The following is a 21,294-nucleotide window of genomic DNA, read 5'->3' on the forward strand; positions in this document are numbered from 1 at the left end:
CTCGCCCGGCTTCCTCCCGCTCTTCCACCGTCGCGACCGTGCGCGCCGGGCGGCTCTGTCCTTCCGAGCGGATCAGCTCGACGCCATAGACGATCGCGCCTTCGAGGAGGCGCTGCGCGACCTGATGATCCGTGATGGCTGGCGCGCGCGGCGGGTTGGAGGAGGTGGCGACCAGGCCGCCGACGTGATAGCCGAGCACCCGCTTCTTGGACGTGCGGTGCTCCAGGCCAAGCACACCCGCACCGGGGCCAAGGTCGGCGCTCCCGCCCTGTACGCGGTCAACGGTACCGCCGGGCCCGTTCACGGCGCACAGCATGCGGTGGTCGTGACCAACGGGGACTTCACCCGCGACGCGCGTGCCTGGGGTGCGCGCCACCACATCCATCTGGTCGACCGCGAACGGCTGCACCAGTGGGCCCAGGACGGTGCCGCGCTGCACGAACTGCTCTCCCTGCCTACCCGTACGCGCCGCACGCCTCGCCGCGCCGCCTGATCCCACAGCCTCGTTTCGGCTCTTCAACTCGCCCCGGAGGGTGGTCGTGTTCGACGCGGACGGCCGTCTCGACCGTTTCTCAAAACACTGCTCTGCGGCGTCTTCGCCCTCGCACTCGGCAAAATGCTGTGGGCGTGGCTGACCGGCACAGCCGTGGTGTGGATACTCAACGGACCCTGGGCATGGCTCACCGGCCATCCATGGTGGGCCGCCCTCATCGGCGCCAGCGCGCTGGTGATACTCGTAGGCGCGGCTAATAGGACTCCGTTAGGTCTGTCTTGATCTTGGTGTGTATGGCTTGCGGGGCAGTGGGTGGTGGCAGGTTGTGCGGATACCGGCCCAATATCTCAGTACGTCCTGGAGGAGATCGAGGACGCGGTAGAGCGTGAGGTCGGCGTGGGCGCTTTCGGGGAGAGCCTTTGTTCTGTCAGGAGGCGTGGGTGGCGGTCACCAGGGAGACGTGGTGGTGCCAGCCCGGCCAGGAACGCCCCTCGAAGTGGTCCAGTCCCAGGCCGTGTTTGAGTTCTCGGTAGTGGTGTTCGATGCGCCGGCGTAGTTTCGCCCGGCCGACCAGGTCCTGCAACGGAGTGTCGGTCGGCAGGTTGGAGAACCAGTACTCGGTGGGTGCTTGTGCATCTCGGGGCCACTCGGTCAGCAGTCACAGGTCCGGCAGGACGCCGTCCCACCAGCCCTGTCCGACCGAGGCTCGGGCCCGCAGGGGCCGCGGGCTATGGAGTTGCCCGCCGGGCGAACCCGCAGCGCCGCGAACTGCGAGCGCATCAGGCCGCGGGAGTCCTGGCCAGGTGATGTCGGTGAAGGCGTCGTGTCCCAGGCCGGTGGCGTGGGCGACCACGGACGGCGGGGTCTGACGGAAGGGGGCTGGGACCAGCAGGCGTTGCTTGCCTTGCGGGCAGGGGCCTCGGGTGCCGAGCCGAACGGATGGGCGGTGACGTCGGCGCGGATGGAGAGCACATAGCCCGGGCCACGCTCAGAAAGCGCCGTCCGCAGATTCGCGTTGGTCCCGGAGGCGGCGTCGGCGAGCCCGACACGGGGCGGTTAGGCCCCAGAGGGTGAGGTCGTCGAGGATGTCCAGGGCAAGCCGCCGCTTCTCGCGGTGCCCGATGTCGGCCGGTACTTTGCATGCCGTACGGCGCTCGGCATCGTCGGCCCGCACACTCAACATGCTCCCGAACCCGTCCAGCCAGGAAGACCTCACGGAGTCTTACCAATACGGAATTCCTCCCCCTGCTGGCGTATGAGTTGCCGGGCTGATTGCTAGGATCAACTCATGCATGATCAAGGGGCAGTTGTCTCGGTCAATGTCACACCGTCGCTCGTCGCCATGTGGTTTCACCGGCTGTTCACCCATCCCGTGGTCGAGATCGACGGGCAGGAACAGGCCACGCGATGGGGCACCACGGAAATAACGGTCGCGCCGGGCGAGCAACGCATGAGCGTGTTCTTCCGCTATCGCAGGCAGCACCATACGCGTCTCGCCGAGACCACCCGGGAATTCTCCACCGATTCGGACGTAAGGCGTGTGGACATCACCGCGAGGCTCGGCCCGCGCAATGGGAGCAGGTTCTGCATAGGCACACCGGCGGTGCACCGGTAAAGGTGAAAACGCCCGTCCCAACCGACGGGCGTTTTCACGTACTTGGCAACGTCACGGGACGGCGGCGACCGTGGGCCGCGCACCGCATGTCGCGCACTGCGGCACTTCCGGCTCGGCCGGTGGTACGCCCGGCGCCCGCTCCGGCCGGGCCCACTCCGGCGTCGCGCAGACGATCGCGGAGCCGATCATCACCACCGCGAAGCTCCACAGGCCCATCGTGAGGATGATCGAACCGTGCAAGACGATGTCCATCACCATTCCGGCCTTGCGTCGGCGGTCGGATGACAGCACACACACGCCGATGGCGATCTCGATGAGCAGCGCACCCCAGGTCAGGGCGGTAACGACGGGGGCGCTTCTGGACATCCACAGAAACAGCGAGTCCCACGGCTGTCCCACGCCGAACATGTTGTCGCGCAGGAAGTAGTACTCGGCGGTGCCGTTGGCCCAGTCAGCCACGCCGAACTTGCTGACGGCGCTGTCGAGGTACAGGTAGGCGATCTGCACCCGTATGGCCAGGAAGGCGACGAAGGACACCGTCCGCCATGAAGGTGTCTGTTCCTGGACCGGCTGCTGCCAGTGCCAGGTACGGCCGTCGGCCAGAGCGATGGGAATCATCAGCAGGCTCATGATCATGCCTATCGACTCGCCGCCGTCGGGCACTGCGATGCTGACCGCGACCGAGTACGAGGCCCACGCATGGGGAATGGCCGTCCAGCGAGGGCGGTAGCCACTGGCGACCACCACCAAGATGGCGATCAACAGCCACCGTCTCGGCTCCATGCCCAGCGCGTCACCGCCGAGGCACAGTGCCGACGCACCGCGGACGGAATCGCAGCGGGGGTATTCCCCCATGGCGACGACCGGCACGAGCAGTGCCTTGACCGGAGTCAGCAACAGCACGCTCAACTGGGCCAGCGCGATGACGGTGCGCCCCACACCGAACCAGCGGGACCGCAGATCGTGCCGCGCGGTGCGCCTGGCCAACCGGTCGGCCATTTCCTGTACGGAATTCCTTACGGCGGGCATCACTTGCATCGGACGTCCAGGTGCACGATCCGCAGCACGCGTTTTTCGTAGGAAACCTGGTTGCGGAAGCTCCACGGCACCGTCTTCTCCTGGGTGAGGTACGAATCACCGCACACGGTCGGCACCGGACTGGTGTTGTCCACCTTCACCGCCAGTTTCCTGGACGCCTCCTTCATGCAGTCGTCCAGATAGCCCCCGCAGTCGGACCAGTGCCCGGTCGCCGCCGCGTTGAAGAAACCCAGCTCGGGCCCTTGTGCGCGCTGCGTACGCGACAGCCCGAACACGTTCGAGGGATTGCCCTGCGGCGTGTGCAACAGGTTCCGGGGAGAGCCGTCGGCGCCCAGCGCGTAGGCGCCGGTCTGCTCGGACTGGGGATTCCGGGTGAAGAACGCCCAGTTCTCCGGAGTCAGGATGTTCAGGGCCGACCGGGCGCCCTTGGAGTGCCGGCTGCTCAGCGCATTGCTCGGCAGGGTGTAGAAGAGCGCGGCGGCCAGGTAGCCGAAGACCACCAGGCAGGCGACGGAGAACAGGGCAAGTTGGCGCATCGATCCGGTCCGGGGCTCCCCCGGTCTCGAATGCGTGTCGGTGGACGTGCTGGCCATATGGGCGCGATCCCTATGCGGTGCGGAAAGGTGTCGGATGCGTCACCGGAGGCTCTGCCGCGCCGCTCCGGTAGCGAATACGGCGCGGCAGAGCGGTCGTTGTCAGAGGGCCGCCGCCACGGCGGAGACCATGTTGTCGGCGTCCAGGCTGTTGGGCTGGCTCATGTCGAAGCCGTAGCTCACGGCGGCCGGGACCACCACGAGCGTGACGACGGCCTCGGTCGCCCCGGCCACGTTCGCGTAACCGATGGCGTTGATGGCGCCCACGGCGTTGATCTCGATCGCGATGTAGGCGTCGTGCCAGAACCAGCCGTTGGCGCGGTTCGGGCTCTTCATGGCCGGCGACTTGTGCTGGGTCATGAAGGTCTTGAGGTCATCGTTGAGCCGCTCCATGCCGGCCTTGGCCTGGAACGGGTCGTTGATCTGGACCGCGACTGTCACCTTGTCGTGGAAGTCCTTGTCGACCGCCTTGAGGTCCTTGGTGAACACCGCGATCTGCTCAAGCGTCACCTGGCTGGTCTGGGGGGACCGGCGCGACCGGATCTGCTTGGCCAGGTCCGGGTGCTCGTCCGCCGCCTTGCCCTTGGCGAAGACGAGGAGACCGACGATGTCGTCGTCGGAGTACTTGACGTGGTGCGCAGCCGGCTTGACCGCGGTGCGGACGGCCACCGGGGCGGCGGAGGCGGACGCGGAACCGTAGGCGACGCCGACGGTCAGCACCGCTGCCACGCAGGCGAGCGCACCGGTCTTCTTCAGATTCATGGGGAGTACCTTCGAATAGTCGTTGTATGCGTGCTCTGCCGTTTCCGGGCAGGCGACATCCACGCTCCGGTCACGGCAAGCCAGACGGAGCGCGGTCGGCTTGAGTGATGGCGGCGGGGCCGCAGGAGCCGAACGGGCACCCCCGGCAGCGGCGTTGGAGCCCGGTGGCGGAGATCCTCACCGCCACCGGAGCAGGTGGGGCGGGCTCAGACCGGCCGGTGACGCTCGCGGCGGGCCGCGGAATTGGCCGCGGCGGCGGACGAGGTGGCGATCGCCAAGTCAAGGGCGCCACTCACCGCCACAATCACCGCGAACCCCCAGAACGGCCCTTCGGCAAGGGCATTGACCAGCGAAGCGATCGCGGCCCCGGCCAGCACCGGTACGAGGCGCACATAGCGCCGTCGGGCCTCGCGCTGACCGGCCCTCCAGGACGAGTCGTCGCCGAGCGTTTCCCTCGTCCGTACACCCACGAACGGATTCCTGGGGAGCGTGCCGTTGCGGCTCTTGCGGGCGATGGTCAATACGCCCACGGATACCGCCACATAGATGACGGCGAGAACGGTCCCCACCACGAGATGGGTATTCATAAGCGTCGAACTCATTTCCCCCGGCTGAGCCCACTGGTGCTGTTACTTGAGCATCCTTGCACCCCAGTTCGAGGCGGACAACGCCGAGTTGATCGATTTAACGGCGCCCTAACCTCTCCCCCTTTTCCGCCCTGAGCGGCACGGCCAGCGATCGCCGGCAAGATTGTCGGCGAGCTGGCTCTCCTTGGCGGCGCCGACAACCAGGACGATCGGGCCGGTCACACCGCACAGGGTCCGGCTGGTACGGCCCGCTGCAGACGACGTCCGTTCGCGCTCTCAGCATCGTGGCCGGCTCGACACTGGAGTCGGCCGGTGCGCAACAAGCCCCCGCGCAGGGGAGATCCTCGAAACCGCACAGGAGGTGCCAGGCGTGCGAGACCTACGACGTGGTGATCGGCGACAGGTCCGGGCTCACGCGCGACTGGTCGGCCGTCTGTTGCAGTGTGATGACCATGGTCATGCCGCCGCCCGGGGTGTCCTCGGCGGTCAGCGTGCCGCCCATCGCTTCGGCGAAGCCGCGGGCCACCGCGAGGCCGAGGCCGACTCCGGCGCCGCGCGGGGCGTCACCGTAGCGCTGGAACGGCGCGAAGATGCGGTCCTTGGCCTCGTCGGGGACGCCAGGGCCCTGGTCAGCGACGCGGACTTCGACCCGGTCGGCCATGGCGCTCGCGGACACCAACACCCGCTCGCCGAGCGGGCTGTACTTGACCGCGTTCTCCACGACGTTGGCCACCGCGCGCTCCAGCAGCCCCGCGTCGACCGCCACCATCGGGAGATCCTCCGGGATGTCGAGGACCACGCTGTCCTCGGGGACGCCGCCCAGTGCCATCGGGATGACCTCGTCGAGGTCTGTCTCGCGAATGATCGGTGTGACCGTTCCGGTCTGGAGGCGGGACATGTCGAGAAGGTTGCCCACCAGGTGGTCGAGGCGGTCCGCGCCCAGCTCAATGCCCGCCAGGAGTTCGGCCTCGTCCTCCTGCGACCAGTCGACGTCGTCGGAGCGGAGGGACGTCACGGACGCCTTGATGGAGGCCAGCGGGGTGCGCAGGTCATGGCTGACAGCGGCGAGCAGCGCGGTGCGGATGCGGTCGCCCTCGGCATAAAGGCGTGCCTGGTCGGCCTCCTCCTGGAGCCGCCGGCGGTCGAGGACGACGACGGCCTGCGCGGCGAACGCGCCCAGGACGCGGCGGTCCTCGGCAGGCAGTACGCGTCCGGAGAGGGCGAGGGCCATGTGGTCGCCGACCGGCATGTCCACATCGGCGTCCTCGGGGCGGGGCACGGGGTGGGGCCCGACGCTGCCCGCGCAGTTCCACGGGCCGGTGTCGTTCTCCCGCTCCAGGAGGGCGACGGACTCCATGGCGAAGGTTTCACGGACGCGTTCCAGGAGGGCGTCCAGGCTGGTCTCGCCGCGCAGCACGCTGCCCGCCAGGAACGAAAGGATCTCCGACTCCGCGCGCAGCCGGGCCGCCTGCTGCGTGCGCCGGGCAGCGACGTCGACCACCGAGGCCACCGACACCGCCACGAGCACGAAGATGACGATGGCGACGATGTTCTTCGGGTCGTAGACCGTCAACTCGTGCACAGGCGGGGTGAAGTACCAGTTGATGAGCAGCGACCCGACCGCGCCCTCGACCTGGCTGGCAGTCGCCCCGCACGGACATCGGTCACTGTTCTCACTTTTCCAGCCATTCGAGACCATTCCGAGTTCGAACTAACACTCGAATCAGGTAGATCTTGCTCCCTACTTGGCGTCCAGAATCCACGGGCGTCATCTGAAGGGGGTACGTCATGCCTGCAAGAACCCTGCGGCGTCACACTGTTCGAATACGGGCCGTGGCGCTGCTGGTCGCCGCCGTTTTGATCCCACTGGCTGTTCCGGCGGCCGCAGCCGATGGCACTCCGGATCTGACCACGGCCACCCTGGTGCTGCCACCTGGCGCCGCGGCGCCCACCATCGCCGATCTCCAGGATGCGTCCGCCCGCAAGCGGCTGGAGCGCGCCGCGCAGGCTGCCCAGCAGTCGCAGACCGCTCGGGAGACGACCGGGCCGGCCGCCAGGGGCGCCGCGGTCGCCGACACGCCCTCGGCCGTAGCCCCGCCGCCGTCGGCGCGCCGTTCGGTGAGAGCGATGGCGGTCCAGTACCCGGAACCGGCGCGCACGATGACGATGGCCGAGTGCAAGGGCCAACTGGGCGGGGACACGCAGTTCTATCTCAAGTCCCGGTTCGCCGTGTGCAGCGGGAAGCAGGTCACGGTCATTTGGAAGCGCAAGAACTCCAACGCGCCTGTCGGGGCCAGCACGTTCAAGCTGTATGTGGTCGGCACGGTTCCGCAGGAGGCTGATCGCAGCATCCACTTCGACTACTACTTCACCGACTTCGCCAAGAGCGGGACGACGGAGACCAGCGGGCAGGTCCATCTGGTGAAGGGAGATCTCCCGCAGATCTGGCCGGCCGCCGCGCAGCCGATGTTCGGAGGCAACCTGCCGACTACCTATATGAGTTGGGACCAGCTTTCTCAGGGCGGTGGCGCCACGTTCCAGCACACCGTGCGTTTCGCGCCGGGCCAGGGCACTGGAGCGGGTGCTGCCGACGTGGTGTTCGCGGTGTACCAGCCAGTGCTCACCTCACTGCTCCCTCAGGGATGGGACAACGGCAGGGGCGGCCAGGACCTTCCCGATGTCAAACCGTTCATGCTGGCCCCGCGCTGGGACTCGGCCTCCTATCTCCGTAACTCAACCGGCTCCGGCAACCCCGCGAACAAGGGCGGAGCAGCCTTCAGCTACCTGGCCACGCTGAACTACAGCGCCCAGGCCGGAGCGCCCGAGCAGGCCGTGGCCCAGCACATCCAGTTGGCGTTCACCAACCCGACGGCGACCAAGCCCCTCAACGCGCTGAAGAAGATCCCCGGCAACAGTGCCGACCACTCGCTGCATCGGCTCTACCTCGATCAGAAGCGCCGGGACCGCAACCGTGCAGTGGCCGTGCGCGAATGCACCCGCTACTGGGGGCCCAACTACACCGATGGCGGCAAGGAATGCGACGAGTTCCCCTTCGCCACCACCTACGAAGGCTCCGCATTGGAGGAGTACGACGTACACGCCGAGAAGCTGAACTACTCGGCCATGCCGCTGGACGGCACCCAGAACGGCGCCGCTGGCAACCTGCTGAGCGGCTTCTACACCAGTAACCGCATCATCGACGGCCTGGAAGACGGCTTCACGGTCAGCATCACCGGCAGCGCAGCGGAGCGCCGCGGCCTGCTGACCAATCAGAACAGCAACAAGTGCCTGGAAATCGATGGCTCCAGCGCCGCCAATGGGGCTCGCGCTCAGCAGTGGGACTGCAACGGCCAGCCGGGCGCTGTGTGGGTGACGAAACCGACCTCCGACGGCTCCTACGTGAACCTCGTCAACGCCAGCAGCGGGAAATGCCTGGAGGTGGCCGACTCCCGCAAGGACAACGGCGCCCCCGTTCAGCAGTGGGACTGCGCCGGTGTCACCACCCAGGAGTGGGAGCTGCAAGGCACCCCGGACAGCCGCATCCTGAGGAATGTCAACAGCGGCAAGATCCTCGAAATCGACAACTCCAGCACCGCGAACGGCGCGCGGGTCCAGCAGTGGGACAACGTGGGCCAGCCGTCCGGCAAGTGGCGCGAGAGCTGACCGCAAGCCCCTCACCCCACGGAAGCGACTAACGGCGCAGGCTTCCCAGGGCCTAAGCGTCGGTGCGGCCCGCAGCAATCGGGCCGCACCGGCACTCCTCAGATTTCTTGGGGCCAGAACTCCACCAGGTATCGCTCCACCCCGTGGGCAACACCCTCGGTCCGCGTGATCCGTTCCACCTCGGCACGGCCCGAGCAGGAAACCCTCACCCGCCACCGTCCTCCCCCTTCGGCAAGGGTGATCACGTCCTTGGCGCGCCCCAGGGTCAGCGTCCAGACGGCGACTTCGCCTGTTGTGGTCTCGAAGTCGACCTCACCCTGCTCATCCCACACGCTGCCGTCGTCCAAAGGCGGCTCCGCGTCCCAGACCTTCACCGAGACGGCGGCCGTGTGCGTGTGACCGGCGCTGAACAGATCGAAGCGCCGAACATGGGGGTTGAGGAACACCCCCCACTCGTGACCGTCATTGAACGGGACAGGCACCGCGCTGTCGTCGGACTCCTGAAAGCAGAACCCGCGGTACGCGACTTCAACATCAAGGGCCTGCTGTCGCACCAGGTTTGCCACGCTCACGCCTCCGTACAGAATTTCGCAGGACTGCTCGATCCTATGCCGCAACTGCGAGCCGTCGCGGAGCAGATCGCCCCCGCCGCGGCCGTAGCCCGCATCGCATCAAGTTCTGCCCTGCCTGATGTGCGGTCAGAGCAATTCGTGGAGTCGGTCAAGGAGGAAACGGACGATGCCGGAAGCCAGGCCGCGGACGGCCGCGCTGAGCAGGATCTCGCGCAGCCGTATGTGTCGGGCCTCTGAAGTGGATTGGGGCATGGTGATGTCCTGACGTCGAGTCGGGCGGGACAGCCGGCCGGCTTGGGTATCACCTTCAGGGCCCCGGGGTGCCTCCCACTGAGTTGCGATGGATGTCGAATGCTCGCTGTGGTTTCCGCAGTCCAGAGACGCATCACGAACGAGGCGGGCACGATAGTGCGATGAGACGCGACGGGAGAGTAGGGGTCCGGGTGGTGGGGGGATGACGACAGCCAAGCGACTTATTCCTCGACCGGTACTGCCGCCCGGCCCGCTGCGGACGCTGAAGACGTTGCTCTATGAGGCGTACGTCGCCGCCGGGGCACCGACCCTGGACGAGATAGCAAGAGCTGTGGCCGCGGATGACCGGCTGACCGGTAATCCGTCCCGGGACACGGTCAACCGGCTGATCGGCGAGGCGACGGTTCCCCCTAAGCAGGCGGACGTAGTCGCCCTTGTCACAGTGCTTACCGGGATGAGCGGTGGCGACGCCGAGCAAGCAGGCCGCGACGCGGCCGCACTCTGGACGCGAATACAGCTGACCGAGCGTCTGGGCAGGCCCATCAAGGGGCTCGATGCGTATGACCTAGAGGTACATCACGCCATCACGGTGGACGGCGCCACAGGGCTCCCCACCTATGTGGAGCGCATACACGACATCGAGCTGCGCCGTCTGGCCGCTGAAGCCGCTGCCGGAGCGAGCCGTTTGGCGATGTTGGTCGGTACATCATCGACCGGCAAGACCCGTGCCTGCTTCGAAGTCATCCAGCGCCTGCCAGACGACTGGCGACTGTGGCACCCCATCGACCCGGAACGCCCTCAGGCAGCACTCGCCGATCTCCCCAGGGTCGGCCCGAAGACAGTGGTCTGGCTCAACGAGGCTCACCACTATCTTTTGCATCCGCAGCACGGGGAACCCATTGCTGCGGGCATTCGTACGCTGCTCAGCGATGCAAGCCGGGCTCCCGTCCTGATCCTGGGGACCATTTGGCCGGGTGCCGGCTACTACGAAGATCTTCGGATCACACCGCCACCCGGCTCACCAGATCCGCATGCGCAGGCTCGTGTGCTGTTGACGGGGCGGGTGCTCAACGTTCCATCCTCGTTCGCCCCTTCCGAGGTCTCAGGGCTACAGAAATTGGGGGACCCGCGTCTCGCCGCCGCTGCGGCTTCCGCAGAAGACGGGCAGATCACCCAATACTTGGCGGCCGGCTTCGAGCTGATGGATATGTACGCGGCAGCACCCCCGGGGCCCAGGGCGCTACTCGACGCGGGAATGGATGCCCGGAGGATCGGTCATCCCATCAATCTACCTGTCGCGTTTCTCGCTCTGGCCGCCGAGGCGTATCTAACCGATAGCGAGTGGGATCTCCTACCAGACAATTGGCTTGAGCTGACTTTGGCTCAGCTGACAAAGCCGGTGAAGGGTGCTCGTGGGCCCCTGCATCCCCAACGGCGTCGTCGAGGTGCTTCCATTGCCACGAATGGTCAGGCGTATCGGCTCGCGGACTTTCTTGAGGCGCACGGGCGCATTTCACGCCGCCTCGCCCCCATCCCTGAGCTCTTTTGGCAAGCGGCACTACACAGCTGCGAGGGTGAAGCTGCTCAAGCGCTCGCCAGAGCAGCAGAAGATCGCAGCCTCATGGAGGTGGCTTGCCATCTGTGGGCGAAGTCTGGGGCTTTGGCCGAAGTCGGCAGGATTCTAGAGGAGGAGCTTGATCGCAAAGAGGAGGCACGGGTCTGGTTCGATCGGGCGGCCGAGGAGGGGGACCCTCAGGGTTGTGTGCACCGAGGAAGCCGTTTGGCCATGGAGGGGCACGTACAAGAAGCCATTAGCTGGTACGAGCGGGCCCTTCCAACAGCACGCCCATATCTCCTGCTGAGCTTTGGCGATCGACTCGCGCAGGAGGGCCACATAGACGCGGCCCTTCAGTGGTTCGAGCGACTCGCCGCATCGGGCCGCGCCGAAGCCGTTCTCATCGCAGCAGACTGGCTAGTGTCTCGTGATTCCGTCGGCATTACTTGATCTTGTGTGGCTCGTTGCTCCTGGCATGGAGCTTTCCGTGGAACAGGCCGCCGAGTTGCGGGAGTTGGCGAACAGTCGGGACGTGCCCGCCGATGTGGCCACCCGGGCCCGGATCGTGCTGTGGTCCGGTGAGGGGCGCCGGCGCAAGGACATTGCCGAACTGCTCGGGGTGTCATTGCCGACCGTGGATCGCTGGAGGACCCGTTACGCCGAGCGCGGGCTCGCCGGCCTGGAGGGCGACTGTCCGGGCGGGGCGCGCGAGCAGGTGCCGACGCGGGTCCGGGCGCGGGTGATCGCATTGACGCGCATGACGCCGCCGGTCGGCACCGGTCTTTCGCATTGGTCGACGCGGGAGTTGGCGAAGTATCTGAAGCGGACCGAGAACGTCACCGTGTCCTGGCACTACATCGCAAAGGTCTGGCGCGAGGAGAACCTCAAACCGCATCGCAAGGGCACCTTCAAGATTTCGAAGGATCCCGCGTTCGCGGACAAGGTCGCTGATGTCGTCGGCCTCTACCTGGCTCCGCCCGGTGGCGCGGTGGTGCTCTCGGTGGATGAGAAGACGCAGATCCAGGCGCTGGACCGGACCCAGCCGGTGCTGCCGGTGACCTTCGCAGCCACCGAGAAGCGCACCCACGACTATGTCCGGCACGGCACCACGAACCTGTTCGCCGCACTCAACGTCGCCACGGGCGAAGTGACCGGCGAGTGCAGGCCGAGCCGGAACGCCGTGAACTTCCTGGCCTTCCTCAAGAAGGTGGTGAAACCGCATGCGGACAAGGAGATTCATGTCGTCCTGGACAACCTCTCCACGCACACCACGCCGGAGGTGAAGGCATGGCTGACCAACAATCAGCACGTCCACTTCCACTTCACCCCCGTCGGCTCTTCCTGGATCAACCAGATCGAGACCTGGTTCGGAATCCTGACCCGCCAGTCGATCCGCCGCGGCACATTCTCCAGCGTGAACGTCCTGATCAAGCAGATCCGCGACTACATCGACTCCTGGAACTCCGAGGCCAAACCCTTCACTTGGACCGCAACCACCGACGAGATCCTCACGAAGGTCCGACTCGTCCAGACCAGCATCAAGAAGCTCGTCGCAAACAACTCCAAGTGACACAAACGGGATCACGAGACACTAGCCTCGGCGCGGCGGCACGATGAAGCACTGGCATGGTACGAACGCGCCAGACTTTCTGAAGATCCGCTGGCGGCCGCGAAGGCAGAAGACTTGGCCGCCCAAATTCGCCGGGACCGATTGGCCCAACGACGCCAGCGCGGGAAGCCGCGCATCCAGCACCTCGAAGATGCACTTTCACGTCACCTGAAGGTCATGTCGCGCGAAGCCCTAATGCGACAGGGCGCCGAACTCGCACGCACCGGCCAAGTAGAGGAAGCCCTGGCTTTCTTCGAGAGTGCGACCAAGCCTGGTGAGCCGAGCAGCCAAACGGAAGTGGGCAAAGTGCTGGCCGACGCTGGGCACCTGGAAGAAAGCCTCGTTTGGTTCGAACGTGCCGCCCAGACCGGCGACCAGCACGCACTCCGGGCAGCAGGCACCTATCTCGCGGATGCGAAACGTCTGGATGACGCCCTGGCATGGTTCGACCGCGCCGCCGCGTCCAACGACACCCGAGCACTTCGATCAGCTGGTGAAGCCCTCGCTGCTGCCGGCCGCTTAGATGACGCCTTGGTGTGGTTCGACCGCGCCGCCGCACGCGGGGATGCACTGTCTACCGTCATGGCCGCAGATTGGTTGCAAGCAGCCGGACGCACGACACAGGCGCTGGCCAGCCTTGAGTCCAGCGATTCGGGCCAAGACCACTACGCGGCACGGGCGATCGCGCGGCAACTGGCCGATGCCGGACGAATCGACGAGGCTCTTCCATGGTTCGACCGCGCTGCCGCCCTCGGAGATGCAACAGCTTTGCGCACGGCCGCGCTTCGCTTGGTCAGTGCCGGACGATCGGATGAGGCGGTTGCATGGTTGGAACGCGCTGCAGATTCGGGAGACGCTGACGCCCTCGGCGAGCTGATCGAGCTACTGCTACGAGACAACCGTATGGACGAAGCCTGGCCATGGGCCGATCGAGCTGTCTCAGCAGGCCGCGCACGAGTCCTGAACGATATTGCACACCAGTTGGTTGTTCTTGGTCGGGAAGAAGAAGCACTCGCTTGGTTCAAGCGTGCCATTGCTGGCGGTGACGTCCACGGCTTCAGGCAGACTGCGGAGCGGCTGTCGGGTCATAACCGCCTGAACGAGTCGCTTCTCTGGTACGAACGTGCGGCCTGCCACGGCGATGTCGAGGCGCTGACCAGGGCCGGCTCGGCACTCGACCTTGCGGGCCGACCAAGTGAGGCGCTCGACTGGCTACAGCGTGGTGCTGTTGCTGGACACGACGACCGCGGTGCCGCAGTGGCGGCACTCCTCAGGATGGGGCAGACACACCGGGCAAATCAGCTACGACTCTTTGGACGAGGCTTCGACGGTCAACCTGCCGCGCCCTGGCGACTCGACAGCGGTTCGGATGCCATGCCCTGACAGCATCGACTCACCGCACAGGAAGCAGCAGCCATTTCGCATCCAACCGTCGTACCCCGATCCATATGGGGCAGCGGAGCACGCTGTTGTATGGGCTCGACCGATAGGGGAGGTACGGGGCTCGAAACCCCCGCGAGGGACGTCGGAACCGAAGTTCCGCATATGCGGCCGCCGAGGCAGTCCCTACAGAGGAAGAGACGGTGTGGGGGGCCAGTAGCCAAGGCAAGGTCAGCAACTGACCGCCACGGGTTGCAGCGCACCGCGCAACGTTGACCCCCGCCGAGACGAGCCGACGGGGGTCCACATCAGTCACAGCGATCACACGAATGTCACGAACAGCGTCGACGCACCTGAACCACAAGGCCCCAATCAGGGCAAACACTCCCGCCCTGGACCACGTAGACGCCATAATACGCCTTCTCCCACCTGATTGCGAGTGGGACCAATCGTGACGGAAGTCCAGGAATCTACGTAAATGAAGTCATCCCCAATATGATCTACAGTCCTAAATTTAATTACTGGAGGAATGTCGGGCTGGCTTCGAAGAATGGTTTGCCTGAACCCACTGCAGGTATGGGATAATGTCGCATTAGGGGCCTTCTCGTGGCCGGGCCCAAGCGCCCCTGATGTGATGTCTCCATGGAACCGTGAATCGAGGGTTTGACGTGAATTCAGTCAGTGACGAGCTGGAGCGAGTGCTCGTGGCGCGCCCTCAGTCGGGTGACATGCTCGACTGGGCAGAGATTAAAGCAAACTATGGCACCGATTTCCCTACTGACTACAAGGAGTTTGTCTCCTCGTACGGTAGCGGTACGATCGATGAGAGCCTGACCGTTCGGATCCCCGGGGGAAGGGCCCCGAGCGCGCCGCAAGGGGGTTGGAAATATGTCGGACGCTTCCCCGAGCGAACGGTTAGAAATCCGGCCATGCAGGAGTGGCGATATGCTGCGCCAGCAGATCGATACCCGCTTGATCGAATGCTGATTTGGGGAGAGACTTCATCAGCCGACATTCTATGTTGGGTGGCAGTTGATGTGAATCCTGACCGGTGGCCGGTTGCGGTGTGGGCGCGTCATGTCGGTGGCTGGTCAACGTATGAATGCGGAATGGTGCAATTCTTGACAGGGATTCTTACTGCGAGGCTCCCGGAATGCCCAGTAAGTGACGATGCATTGTGGGGTGCCGCTCCTGCGCGCTTTCTTCATGCGCGTGAGGAGATGCGGCTCAGGGAGGCGGGCCTCGACCCGGACACGGGGGAGCCTGATCCGTATGCGGGCGAAGTGTTTGATTAGCGGGCCCGTGCTGTAGTTTCAAGCTGTCCAATGGCCCTTCAAGATTACTATGGAGTCGGGTTTCCCGCTGATTACAGGGAGTTCACGGAATCTTTTGGAGAAGGGCCGTTCAACGAGGACGGAATCATGGTGCCGATTCCTCGGAGCAACCTGGCCAGCAATGGCGGAATCATCGGCTCCCAGATGACACCGTAGCTTCTCCCGATATGCACAACTGGGCACGAGCGGAACTCGCTGGAACCAGCGCCTGAAAGTGGCATCTCCGGGCTGCTCGCCTGCCGGGAGAATGCGCCCACTGGTGGGGCGCCCTCGGCCAGCACCGCTCGCTGGTCGGCCACGGGTTAGCCGACGCGGCTGGAGCAGGTGTATCTGGCCGTGAACTGGCGAATCGTTCATGCGACGCAGGGGAGGCCGGGTTCGGGCGGCTCCGACGACGTCACAGTCAGGCGAGGGAGGAGCCTTCGGCTCGGAGTGCTTGTTCGGCAGTGGCAGCGATGCGCTTGACGTGCTCGCGTAGTCGGTGGAGTTCCGCGGCCTGCTGCCGGCTCCGCAGAGTTTGGGCGAGGGCGGCGAGGACGGTCTCCTGCCCCGAGTGCGCGTGCCGCGCGGTGAAGCAAGGCGATGTCCAGCTCGAAGGAGCATATCGCCTCCGTGACGACCGCCGGCGGGGGCGTGGGACGGGGGCGGGGTGGGCGGCGGCGTGCCGGCGCATCCCTGGGTGCCGGTAGGGAAGCAACAGTCGGCGGGGATTCCGGTGTGACCGTGTCGAGGAGCCGAGTACTACAGCCGGAGATCTTGAGGGTCGGTGATCGGTGGGGTCGGCTGGTGGTGGGCCCAGGCACGTAGGTGGGGTGGGAGAGGATCGCCGCGGCGTCGGTAGTGGCTGACCATGGCGCGGGTCTGGTGGAGGCGGCGCCAGAACTGGCGGTCGTGCTCTGGGCTTTTCCGGGACGGGATCCGCTTCCGGCTCCGGCTCGGAGAAATCCGCGCGTTGGACGGCGAGGAAGGCGGTAGCGAGCATGCAGGCGGTGACGTGCCGGTGCCAGGGGGTCCACTTGCGGACCTGGTACTGCGCGAGCCCGACGAGCTGCTTGTTGATCTCGTTGTCCTCCTCGATCTGCCAGCGGCCTCCGGCCCGGGCGATGATCTCGGAGACGGTGGTGTCGGCGGGCGCGTGGACCAGGAAGTAGGCGATCTCACGGTGGAGTTCACCGTCCTTCCCGCGGCGGTTGGGATGCAGGGATCTGCGCAGGACGAGCCAGTGGGCGAAGCCCTCGGCGGGCTTCTCTTCTTTGACCTCGATGGCGAACGCGGTCCAGTCGTAGAGCCGTTCACCCTTGGATCCGAAACCGCAGGAGCGGCGTTCCCACTGGTCACGGGCCTTGGCGTAGTGGAGCAGGTCGTCGGCGCGCTTCACCGCCGGGTGGCGGGGTTTGCCCGGCGGGCCGTCCAGCGGGAGATCGACGGGGACGCCGAGGACGTAGGGCAGGGCCCGCTCGTGGCAGAAGGCCCGCAGCTGCGGGTCGCGTCCGTATCCGGCGTCAGCCAGGATCCAGGCGAAGGGGACAGCGGCGGCCAGGGCGTCAGTGAGCATGGCGATGGCCAGCTCAGGCTTGGTGGACAATGCGACCTCGTCGGGGATGCCGGCCGCCCGGCACCGCTCGCGGTCGGACGTCCATTCCTCGGGCACGTACAGGCGGCGGTCGATGAAGGCGTGTCCGGCGTCGGTGGCGTAGGTGAGCATGACCATGGTCTGGCAGTTGCGGACATCCCCGGTCAGGCCGCAGTGCTGGAAGGCCACCCCCACCGACTTGGTGCCCTTCTTCTGGGCCTGGGTGTCGTCGATGACCAGCGAGGAATCCGCGTCACCGAGGTGGTCCACGACGTAGCCGCGCACCACGTCCCGCAGCAGGCCAGTGCCCCACACCGACCCGTTGAGCAGCCACTGCATCCGGTCCGCTGTCGCATGCCCGGCCCGCTTCGAAAGCGTCCAGCCGTTCTTCTTCGGCAACTCCGCCAGCAGACCGTCGATGAACTGCGCGAACACCACCCGCGGCTCCGGCCGGTTGAACAAATACCCCAACGAGCCGGTCAGCACCGTCAGTTCGTCACGCCACTCGGCTATCACCTCAGCCGTCACATCCTGCATCATGCCCGGTCAACGACAACCCCCAGGCAACGTCACAAGATTTCCGGCTGTAGTACTTGGGGGTGGAGGCGCTCAACGGATCCTCCTGCTCGGTGGACTTCTTCTCGCGCGATGGCACGCGGTGGGCGGCTCCTTCCACAAGTCATTATCCGTGAACGAGGTTTGAAGTGTCTCGCGAGCGTTGTACCGTACCGGCGACCCACTGTTTTTCTGATTTGCTTGAACCGGGGCGGGGCGAAGTTGTCGACTATCGGTCTGGCCGCAGCTATCGAGGAGCTGCGGCAGGAGCTGTACGAGGCGCAGCGGCTAGGCGCCAACCAGCAGTTTGCCTTCGGCGTCGAAGAGGCGGCGCTGGAGCTGCAGCTCGAACTGTGCAAGTCCGCCAAGGGAGACGGCAAGCTTTCCTTCGGCGTGGTTGCGGTCGGCGCAGGGGGCGAACAATCCACCGTCCGTACCCACAAGCTGGTGCTGAAGCTATCGGTCAAGGACCGGGCCCTCGGAGGCGCGCGCCCTGAGATCGGCGACGATGAGTTCGGGTCGCTGGACGAGGAGTGACATGGATCCGCGCAGACTAGCGCTGATCCGCAGCGGGGACACCGGCGAGGGGCGCCTCACCGTCGGCTCCGGCTATCTGATCGCCCCGCGGCTCGTGCTGACCGCCCGCCATGTGCTGGAGGACCGCGACACGGGAACGCTATGGCCAGTCATCACCGTACGGGTAGGCCACCACCTCGACGGCGAAAGGACGCGCGTGGACGCGGAGCTGCTCTGGGCCCACCCGGACGGACTGGACGTCGCGCTGCTGTGCCTTGACCGCGAGATCGATCCGCCCGGCTCCGTCCGCTGGGGCTGCCCCGCGGGCACCGCGCCGCTGCCGTACGAGGGCCTCGGCTATCCCTGGGCAGCCAAAGGGGAGATCCGGGCGCCGGAGCACCTGCGCGGTGTCCTGCCGGTCCTCTCCGGAGGCAAGGATCGCTACGTCCTCGACCAAGGACCGGCCCCCACCGCCCGCACCGATGGCGGGAACGCCTGGGGCGGGGCCTCGGGCGCGGCGATCTTCTGCGGCGGCCACCTCGTCGGCGTCGTGACCGAGGAGGACCACGCCTACGGAGCCCGCCGGCTGATCGCCCTGCCGGTGTCCTCCTTCGCTGGTGACGTCGGGTTCGTGTCCCACATCGAGGAGCAAACCGGTCGGTCTCCCGAGCTGAGTGCGATCGGCGCGTCCCTGCCCGAGGCCAGGCCCGCCGCCGAGCGCACGCCCGCTGAGCGCGAACTGGAGAAGCTGCTCGCACCGTTGTTCTCGCACCCCGGCGTCCGTGTCGATCACGCCCGGGCCCTGGCGCGCGAACTGGGCTACGAGGCCGAGGGCTACGAGCCCACCGCTGCCGACCTCGTGGCACTCCTCATGACGCATCCCCGGGCGCTCGCGTCTCTCGGCGAAGCCCTCGCGAGCAGCGCGCAAGGGACGACCCGCGCCGCTCTGACTCATCTGTTCTCGTGGGCCAGGACACTCGACTGCGGGTCGCTGCTCTCCGTGAACGAGTACGACGCCCTGATCGGCCTGCTGCGCCGGGTCTGCGAGAAGCAGCCAGCGCTGCTGCCCCGAACAGCCGCTGAGGCGCTGCGGTACGTCGTTCTTCCAGAGATCCTCACCCGTCCGCAGCTCGGCGAGGACGACGTTTGCGGCGTGGTCGAGGGCTTGGAGGATCTGTCCGACGGTGTGAGCGGCCCCGAGGGCGCCCCGCCGGTGCCAGCGTTGCTGCGGCTCGTCGAGTACGTGGCGGCGGCCGCAGCTTACGGTCTGAGCGACGACCTACGCGCGTGGTCGGGGACGACTGCCCGGCGGCTCGGTATCCACGCAGGGGCCCTGGGCGAGCGGCGTGCGGATGCCGCCCAGTGGGCGAAGCGCGGAGTGTCGCCGGTGTCGCGGGTTGTGGTGGAGCTGGCACACGACCCCGCCGCGTCGGATGACCGGTATTGGGTCCGGATTCTGCTTGTTCGCAACGATGGTTCGTACCGCGTGCTCAAGGAGGCAGAGTCGGAGCCCAAGACCCCGGAGGAGGCAGCGAGCAGCCTGAGCGAGGCGGTCTTCACTGCGGCCCAGGAGCCGGGGCAGGGTGACCATGTGCCGTGGGTGACCGTCGTGGTTGACCGGGCGGGGCTCGACTTGGCCGTCGACGAATGGGAGCCCGGAGCGCTCGACGACATCCTTCCGGCGTGGCCGATCGGAGCGGACTACCGCGTCTCCCTGAGCTGCCCGGAACTCAGTGACCGGAGGCCGGAACGCGAAGGCGATCAGGAACGCCGGTGGAAGAACGGACGCGCGTCGGTGCTCGTCACCAGCCGGACCTCCGGCGACGCCAGGCAGCTCGTGAATCTGCTGAAGACCAAGCATCGTGATACCGCGCGGGTGGTCCTCCACGGCCCCGCTGACGAGCGCCGGTCCTGGTTGCTGACATGTCTCGTCCTCGGCGTTCCGGTTGTGCTGTGGGACCGTGAGGCCATCGACTACGAAGACGCAGGAAGACTGGAGATCCTAGCTCCCACCGGCGACCTGGAGGGGCTTCCCGAGCGGGTCCGAGACTTCCGAAGCGACTCGGCGGCTTGCCCGGCTGAGCGGCAGGCACGGCCCTCCCTCGTGTGGGAACCGGAAGGCCGTCTCCCGCGGACTGAGTCGCTTCAACTGAGTGACCCTTGGAGAGGATCGCACGCGTCATGACCATCTCAGAGCCCCTGGCTGGTACAAACCCTCAGCGTTCATCCTCCGACAGCGGAGGCGACGACTGGTGGCTGTTCCGCGGTGACGGCGAGCGCCGTGAGGTACCGTTCCCCGCTGCACCCCCGTGGCGCCGGTTCGACCGGCAGGAGACCGTCACCGGTGACAGGGTTCCGTACCCGCGGCCCTACCTCATCGGCTCCGACGAGGTGGAGGTGGTGAACGCGGCGCTCCACCTGCGCCGGCCCCTCCTGGTGACCGGGCAGCCCGGTACGGGCAAGTCCTCACTGGCTCACGCCATCGCTCACGAACTCGCGCTCGGCCGCGTCCTGCAGTGGCCAGTGAACAGCCGCTCAACTCTTCAGGACGCCCTATACCACTACGACGCCGTTGGTCGGCTGCGCGAGGCGACCCTGCGGCGCGACGCGGACGGCACGGAACCAGACATCGGCCATTACATTCGGCTCGGCCCTCTGGGCAACGCGCTTGTGCCCCGGGAGCGCCCCCGCGCGCTGCTCATCGACGAGCTTGACAAGGGTGACGTCGACCTGCCCAACGACCTGCTGACCGTCTTCGAGGAGGGTGAGTTCGCCATCTCCGAACTCACCCGGCTGCCCGCGACCGACGCACCGGTACACGTTCGGACCGACGACCCGGATGAGACCGCCCCGGTCACGCGCGGCCGCGTGCGCTGCGGTGAGTTCCCGGTCGTGGTCATTACCAGCAACGGCGAAAGGGAATTCCCGCCCGCCTTCCTGCGGCGCTGCGTCCGCCTCGATCTCCCCGAGCCTGACGAGCGGCGGCTTCGGGAGATCGTCGCCGCGCACCTCGGTCCCGACGCCCTCGACGACACCGACGACCTGCTTCGGGAGTTCCTCGAACGCCGCGCCGAGGGCGAACTGGCCACCGATCAGCTACTCAACGCCGTCTTCCTCCGCAAGGGTGGCGTGAACCTTGACGCGGCTTCCCTCCTCCAAGGCGTCCTGCACCGTCTCGGCGGAGCCGTGTGACGCCG

General features: G+C 66.5%; 17 protein-coding genes and 2 pseudogenes. 10 read left to right on the top strand and 9 right to left on the bottom strand.

Features of this window, described 5'->3' with window-relative positions; translation table 11 throughout:
• Window positions 1-28: 28 nt before the first annotated feature.
• Window positions 29-493, top strand: a pseudogene (locus OG522_RS08125) (restriction endonuclease); the annotation flags it as partial.
• Between the two features lie 427 nt (window positions 494-920).
• Here the strand turns inward: OG522_RS08125 and OG522_RS41225 are convergent.
• On the bottom strand, window positions 921-1,076 hold the full coding sequence (locus OG522_RS41225; protein ID WP_443074673.1) for a hypothetical protein: 156 nt from the start codon (window positions 1,074-1,076) through the stop codon (window positions 921-923).
• A gap of 705 nt (window positions 1,077-1,781) precedes the next feature.
• On the opposite strand from OG522_RS41225, the gene OG522_RS08135 reads away from it, so the two are divergent.
• Window positions 1,782-2,108, top strand: coding sequence for a hypothetical protein (locus OG522_RS08135; RefSeq protein WP_329462262.1), 327 nt, complete (start codon window positions 1,782-1,784; stop codon window positions 2,106-2,108).
• Between the two features lie 51 nt (window positions 2,109-2,159).
• Here OG522_RS08135 and OG522_RS08140 read toward each other — a convergent pair whose 3' ends face one another.
• The 5 genes and pseudogenes from OG522_RS08140 to OG522_RS08160 form a co-directional block, all read right to left on the bottom strand.
• Entirely contained in the window at window positions 2,160-3,107 is a 948-nt protein-coding gene (locus OG522_RS08140; RefSeq protein WP_329462263.1) for a sporulation-delaying protein SdpB family protein, read from the bottom strand.
• A 29-nt stretch (window positions 3,108-3,136) separates the two neighbouring features.
• Window positions 3,137-3,682, bottom strand: a complete 546-nt coding sequence (locus OG522_RS08145) for an SdpA family antimicrobial peptide system protein (RefSeq protein ID WP_329462264.1) — start codon at window positions 3,680-3,682, stop codon at window positions 3,137-3,139.
• Window positions 3,683-3,841: 159 nt separating this feature from the next.
• Window positions 3,842-4,501: a hypothetical protein gene (locus OG522_RS08150; protein ID WP_329462265.1), complete on the bottom strand. Its 660-nt coding sequence runs from the start codon at window positions 4,499-4,501 to the stop codon at window positions 3,842-3,844.
• Window positions 4,502-4,707: 206 nt separating this feature from the next.
• Window positions 4,708-5,088: an SdpI family protein gene (locus OG522_RS08155; protein WP_329462266.1), complete on the bottom strand. Its 381-nt coding sequence runs from the start codon at window positions 5,086-5,088 to the stop codon at window positions 4,708-4,710.
• Window positions 5,089-5,467: 379 nt separating this feature from the next.
• Window positions 5,468-6,715 (bottom strand): annotated as a pseudogene (locus tag OG522_RS08160) (sensor histidine kinase); the annotation flags it as partial.
• Window positions 6,716-6,876: 161 nt separating this feature from the next.
• Here OG522_RS08160 and OG522_RS08165 point away from each other — a divergent pair.
• Window positions 6,877-8,751, top strand: coding sequence for an RICIN domain-containing protein (locus OG522_RS08165; RefSeq protein WP_329462267.1), 1,875 nt, complete (start codon window positions 6,877-6,879; stop codon window positions 8,749-8,751).
• Window positions 8,752-8,849: 98 nt separating this feature from the next.
• Here the strand turns inward: OG522_RS08165 and OG522_RS08170 are convergent, their stop codons facing one another.
• Window positions 8,850-9,317 (bottom strand): hypothetical protein, encoded by a 468-nt coding sequence (locus OG522_RS08170; protein WP_329462268.1) that lies wholly within the window; start codon window positions 9,315-9,317, stop codon window positions 8,850-8,852.
• A gap of 132 nt (window positions 9,318-9,449) precedes the next feature.
• On the bottom strand, window positions 9,450-9,575 hold the full coding sequence (locus OG522_RS08175) for a hypothetical protein (protein WP_329462269.1): 126 nt from the start codon (window positions 9,573-9,575) through the stop codon (window positions 9,450-9,452).
• A gap of 202 nt (window positions 9,576-9,777) precedes the next feature.
• Between OG522_RS08175 and OG522_RS08180 the strand changes: the two genes are divergently transcribed.
• The 4 genes from OG522_RS08180 (at window position 9,778) to OG522_RS41230 (ending at window position 15,414) form a co-directional block, all read left to right on the top strand.
• A complete protein-coding gene (locus OG522_RS08180; RefSeq protein ID WP_329462270.1) occupies window positions 9,778-11,580 on the top strand; it encodes a hypothetical protein in 1,803 nt (600 codons plus the stop codon).
• A 25-nt stretch (window positions 11,581-11,605) separates the two neighbouring features.
• Window positions 11,606-12,700: an IS630 family transposase gene (locus OG522_RS08185; RefSeq protein WP_329460845.1), complete on the top strand. Its 1,095-nt coding sequence runs from the start codon at window positions 11,606-11,608 to the stop codon at window positions 12,698-12,700.
• A 114-nt stretch (window positions 12,701-12,814) separates the two neighbouring features.
• Window positions 12,815-14,122, top strand: a complete 1,308-nt coding sequence (locus OG522_RS08190; protein WP_329462271.1) for a tetratricopeptide repeat protein — start codon at window positions 12,815-12,817, stop codon at window positions 14,120-14,122.
• Window positions 14,123-14,847: 725 nt separating this feature from the next.
• Window positions 14,848-15,414 (top strand): SMI1/KNR4 family protein, encoded by a 567-nt coding sequence (locus tag OG522_RS41230; protein WP_443074822.1) that lies wholly within the window; start codon window positions 14,848-14,850, stop codon window positions 15,412-15,414.
• Between the two features lie 442 nt (window positions 15,415-15,856).
• Here the strand turns inward: OG522_RS41230 and OG522_RS08195 are convergent, their stop codons facing one another.
• Complete coding sequence (locus tag OG522_RS08195) at window positions 15,857-17,554, bottom strand: IS701 family transposase (RefSeq protein WP_329462272.1); 1,698 nt, start codon at window positions 17,552-17,554, stop codon at window positions 15,857-15,859.
• Window positions 17,555-17,803: 249 nt separating this feature from the next.
• On the opposite strand from OG522_RS08195, the gene OG522_RS08200 reads away from it, so the two are divergent.
• The 3 genes from OG522_RS08200 to OG522_RS08210 are packed head-to-tail and all read left to right on the top strand — an operon-like array spanning window position 17,804 to window position 21,289.
• Window positions 17,804-18,118 (top strand): trypco2 family protein, encoded by a 315-nt coding sequence (locus OG522_RS08200; RefSeq protein WP_329462273.1) that lies wholly within the window; start codon window positions 17,804-17,806, stop codon window positions 18,116-18,118.
• A 1-nt stretch (window position 18,119) separates the two neighbouring features.
• On the top strand, window positions 18,120-20,282 hold the full coding sequence (locus OG522_RS08205; protein ID WP_329462274.1) for a VMAP-C domain-containing protein: 2,163 nt from the start codon (window positions 18,120-18,122) through the stop codon (window positions 20,280-20,282).
• On the top strand, window positions 20,279-21,289 hold the full coding sequence (locus OG522_RS08210; RefSeq protein ID WP_329462275.1) for an AAA family ATPase: 1,011 nt from the start codon (window positions 20,279-20,281) through the stop codon (window positions 21,287-21,289). Before OG522_RS08205 ends, OG522_RS08210 begins: the two co-directional genes overlap by 4 nt.
• The last annotated feature ends 5 nt before the right edge of the window (window positions 21,290-21,294 follow it).

The organism is Streptomyces sp. NBC_01431, assembly GCF_036231355.1.
In the GTDB taxonomy this organism is placed as follows: domain Bacteria; phylum Actinomycetota; class Actinomycetes; order Streptomycetales; family Streptomycetaceae; genus Streptomyces.

What these genes read in the sequence shown, in the direction of transcription:
- OG522_RS08135 (WP_329462262.1), top strand. Translation starts at nt 1,782, where the DNA reads ATGCATGATCAAGGGGCAGTTGTCTCGGTCAATGTCACACCGTCGCTC.
- OG522_RS08140 (WP_329462263.1), bottom strand. Translation starts at nt 3,107, where the DNA reads ATGGCCGACCGGTTGGCCAGGCGCACCGCGCGGCACGATCTGCGGTCC.
- OG522_RS08145 (WP_329462264.1), bottom strand. Translation starts at nt 3,682, where the DNA reads ATGCGCCAACTTGCCCTGTTCTCCGTCGCCTGCCTGGTGGTCTTCGGC.
- OG522_RS08150 (WP_329462265.1), bottom strand. Translation starts at nt 4,501, where the DNA reads ATGAATCTGAAGAAGACCGGTGCGCTCGCCTGCGTGGCAGCGGTGCTG.
- OG522_RS08155 (WP_329462266.1), bottom strand. Translation starts at nt 5,088, where the DNA reads ATGAATACCCATCTCGTGGTGGGGACCGTTCTCGCCGTCATCTATGTG.
- OG522_RS08165 (WP_329462267.1), top strand. Translation starts at nt 6,877, where the DNA reads ATGCCTGCAAGAACCCTGCGGCGTCACACTGTTCGAATACGGGCCGTG.
- OG522_RS08175 (WP_329462269.1), bottom strand. Translation starts at nt 9,575, where the DNA reads ATGCCCCAATCCACTTCAGAGGCCCGACACATACGGCTGCGCGAGATC.
- OG522_RS08180 (WP_329462270.1), top strand. Translation starts at nt 9,778, where the DNA reads ATGACGACAGCCAAGCGACTTATTCCTCGACCGGTACTGCCGCCCGGC.
- OG522_RS08185 (WP_329460845.1), top strand. Translation starts at nt 11,606, where the DNA reads ATGGAGCTTTCCGTGGAACAGGCCGCCGAGTTGCGGGAGTTGGCGAAC.
- OG522_RS41230 (WP_443074822.1), top strand. Translation starts at nt 14,848, where the DNA reads ATGCTCGACTGGGCAGAGATTAAAGCAAACTATGGCACCGATTTCCCT.
- OG522_RS08205 (WP_329462274.1), top strand. Translation starts at nt 18,120, where the DNA reads ATGGATCCGCGCAGACTAGCGCTGATCCGCAGCGGGGACACCGGCGAG.
- OG522_RS08210 (WP_329462275.1), top strand. Translation starts at nt 20,279, where the DNA reads ATGACCATCTCAGAGCCCCTGGCTGGTACAAACCCTCAGCGTTCATCC.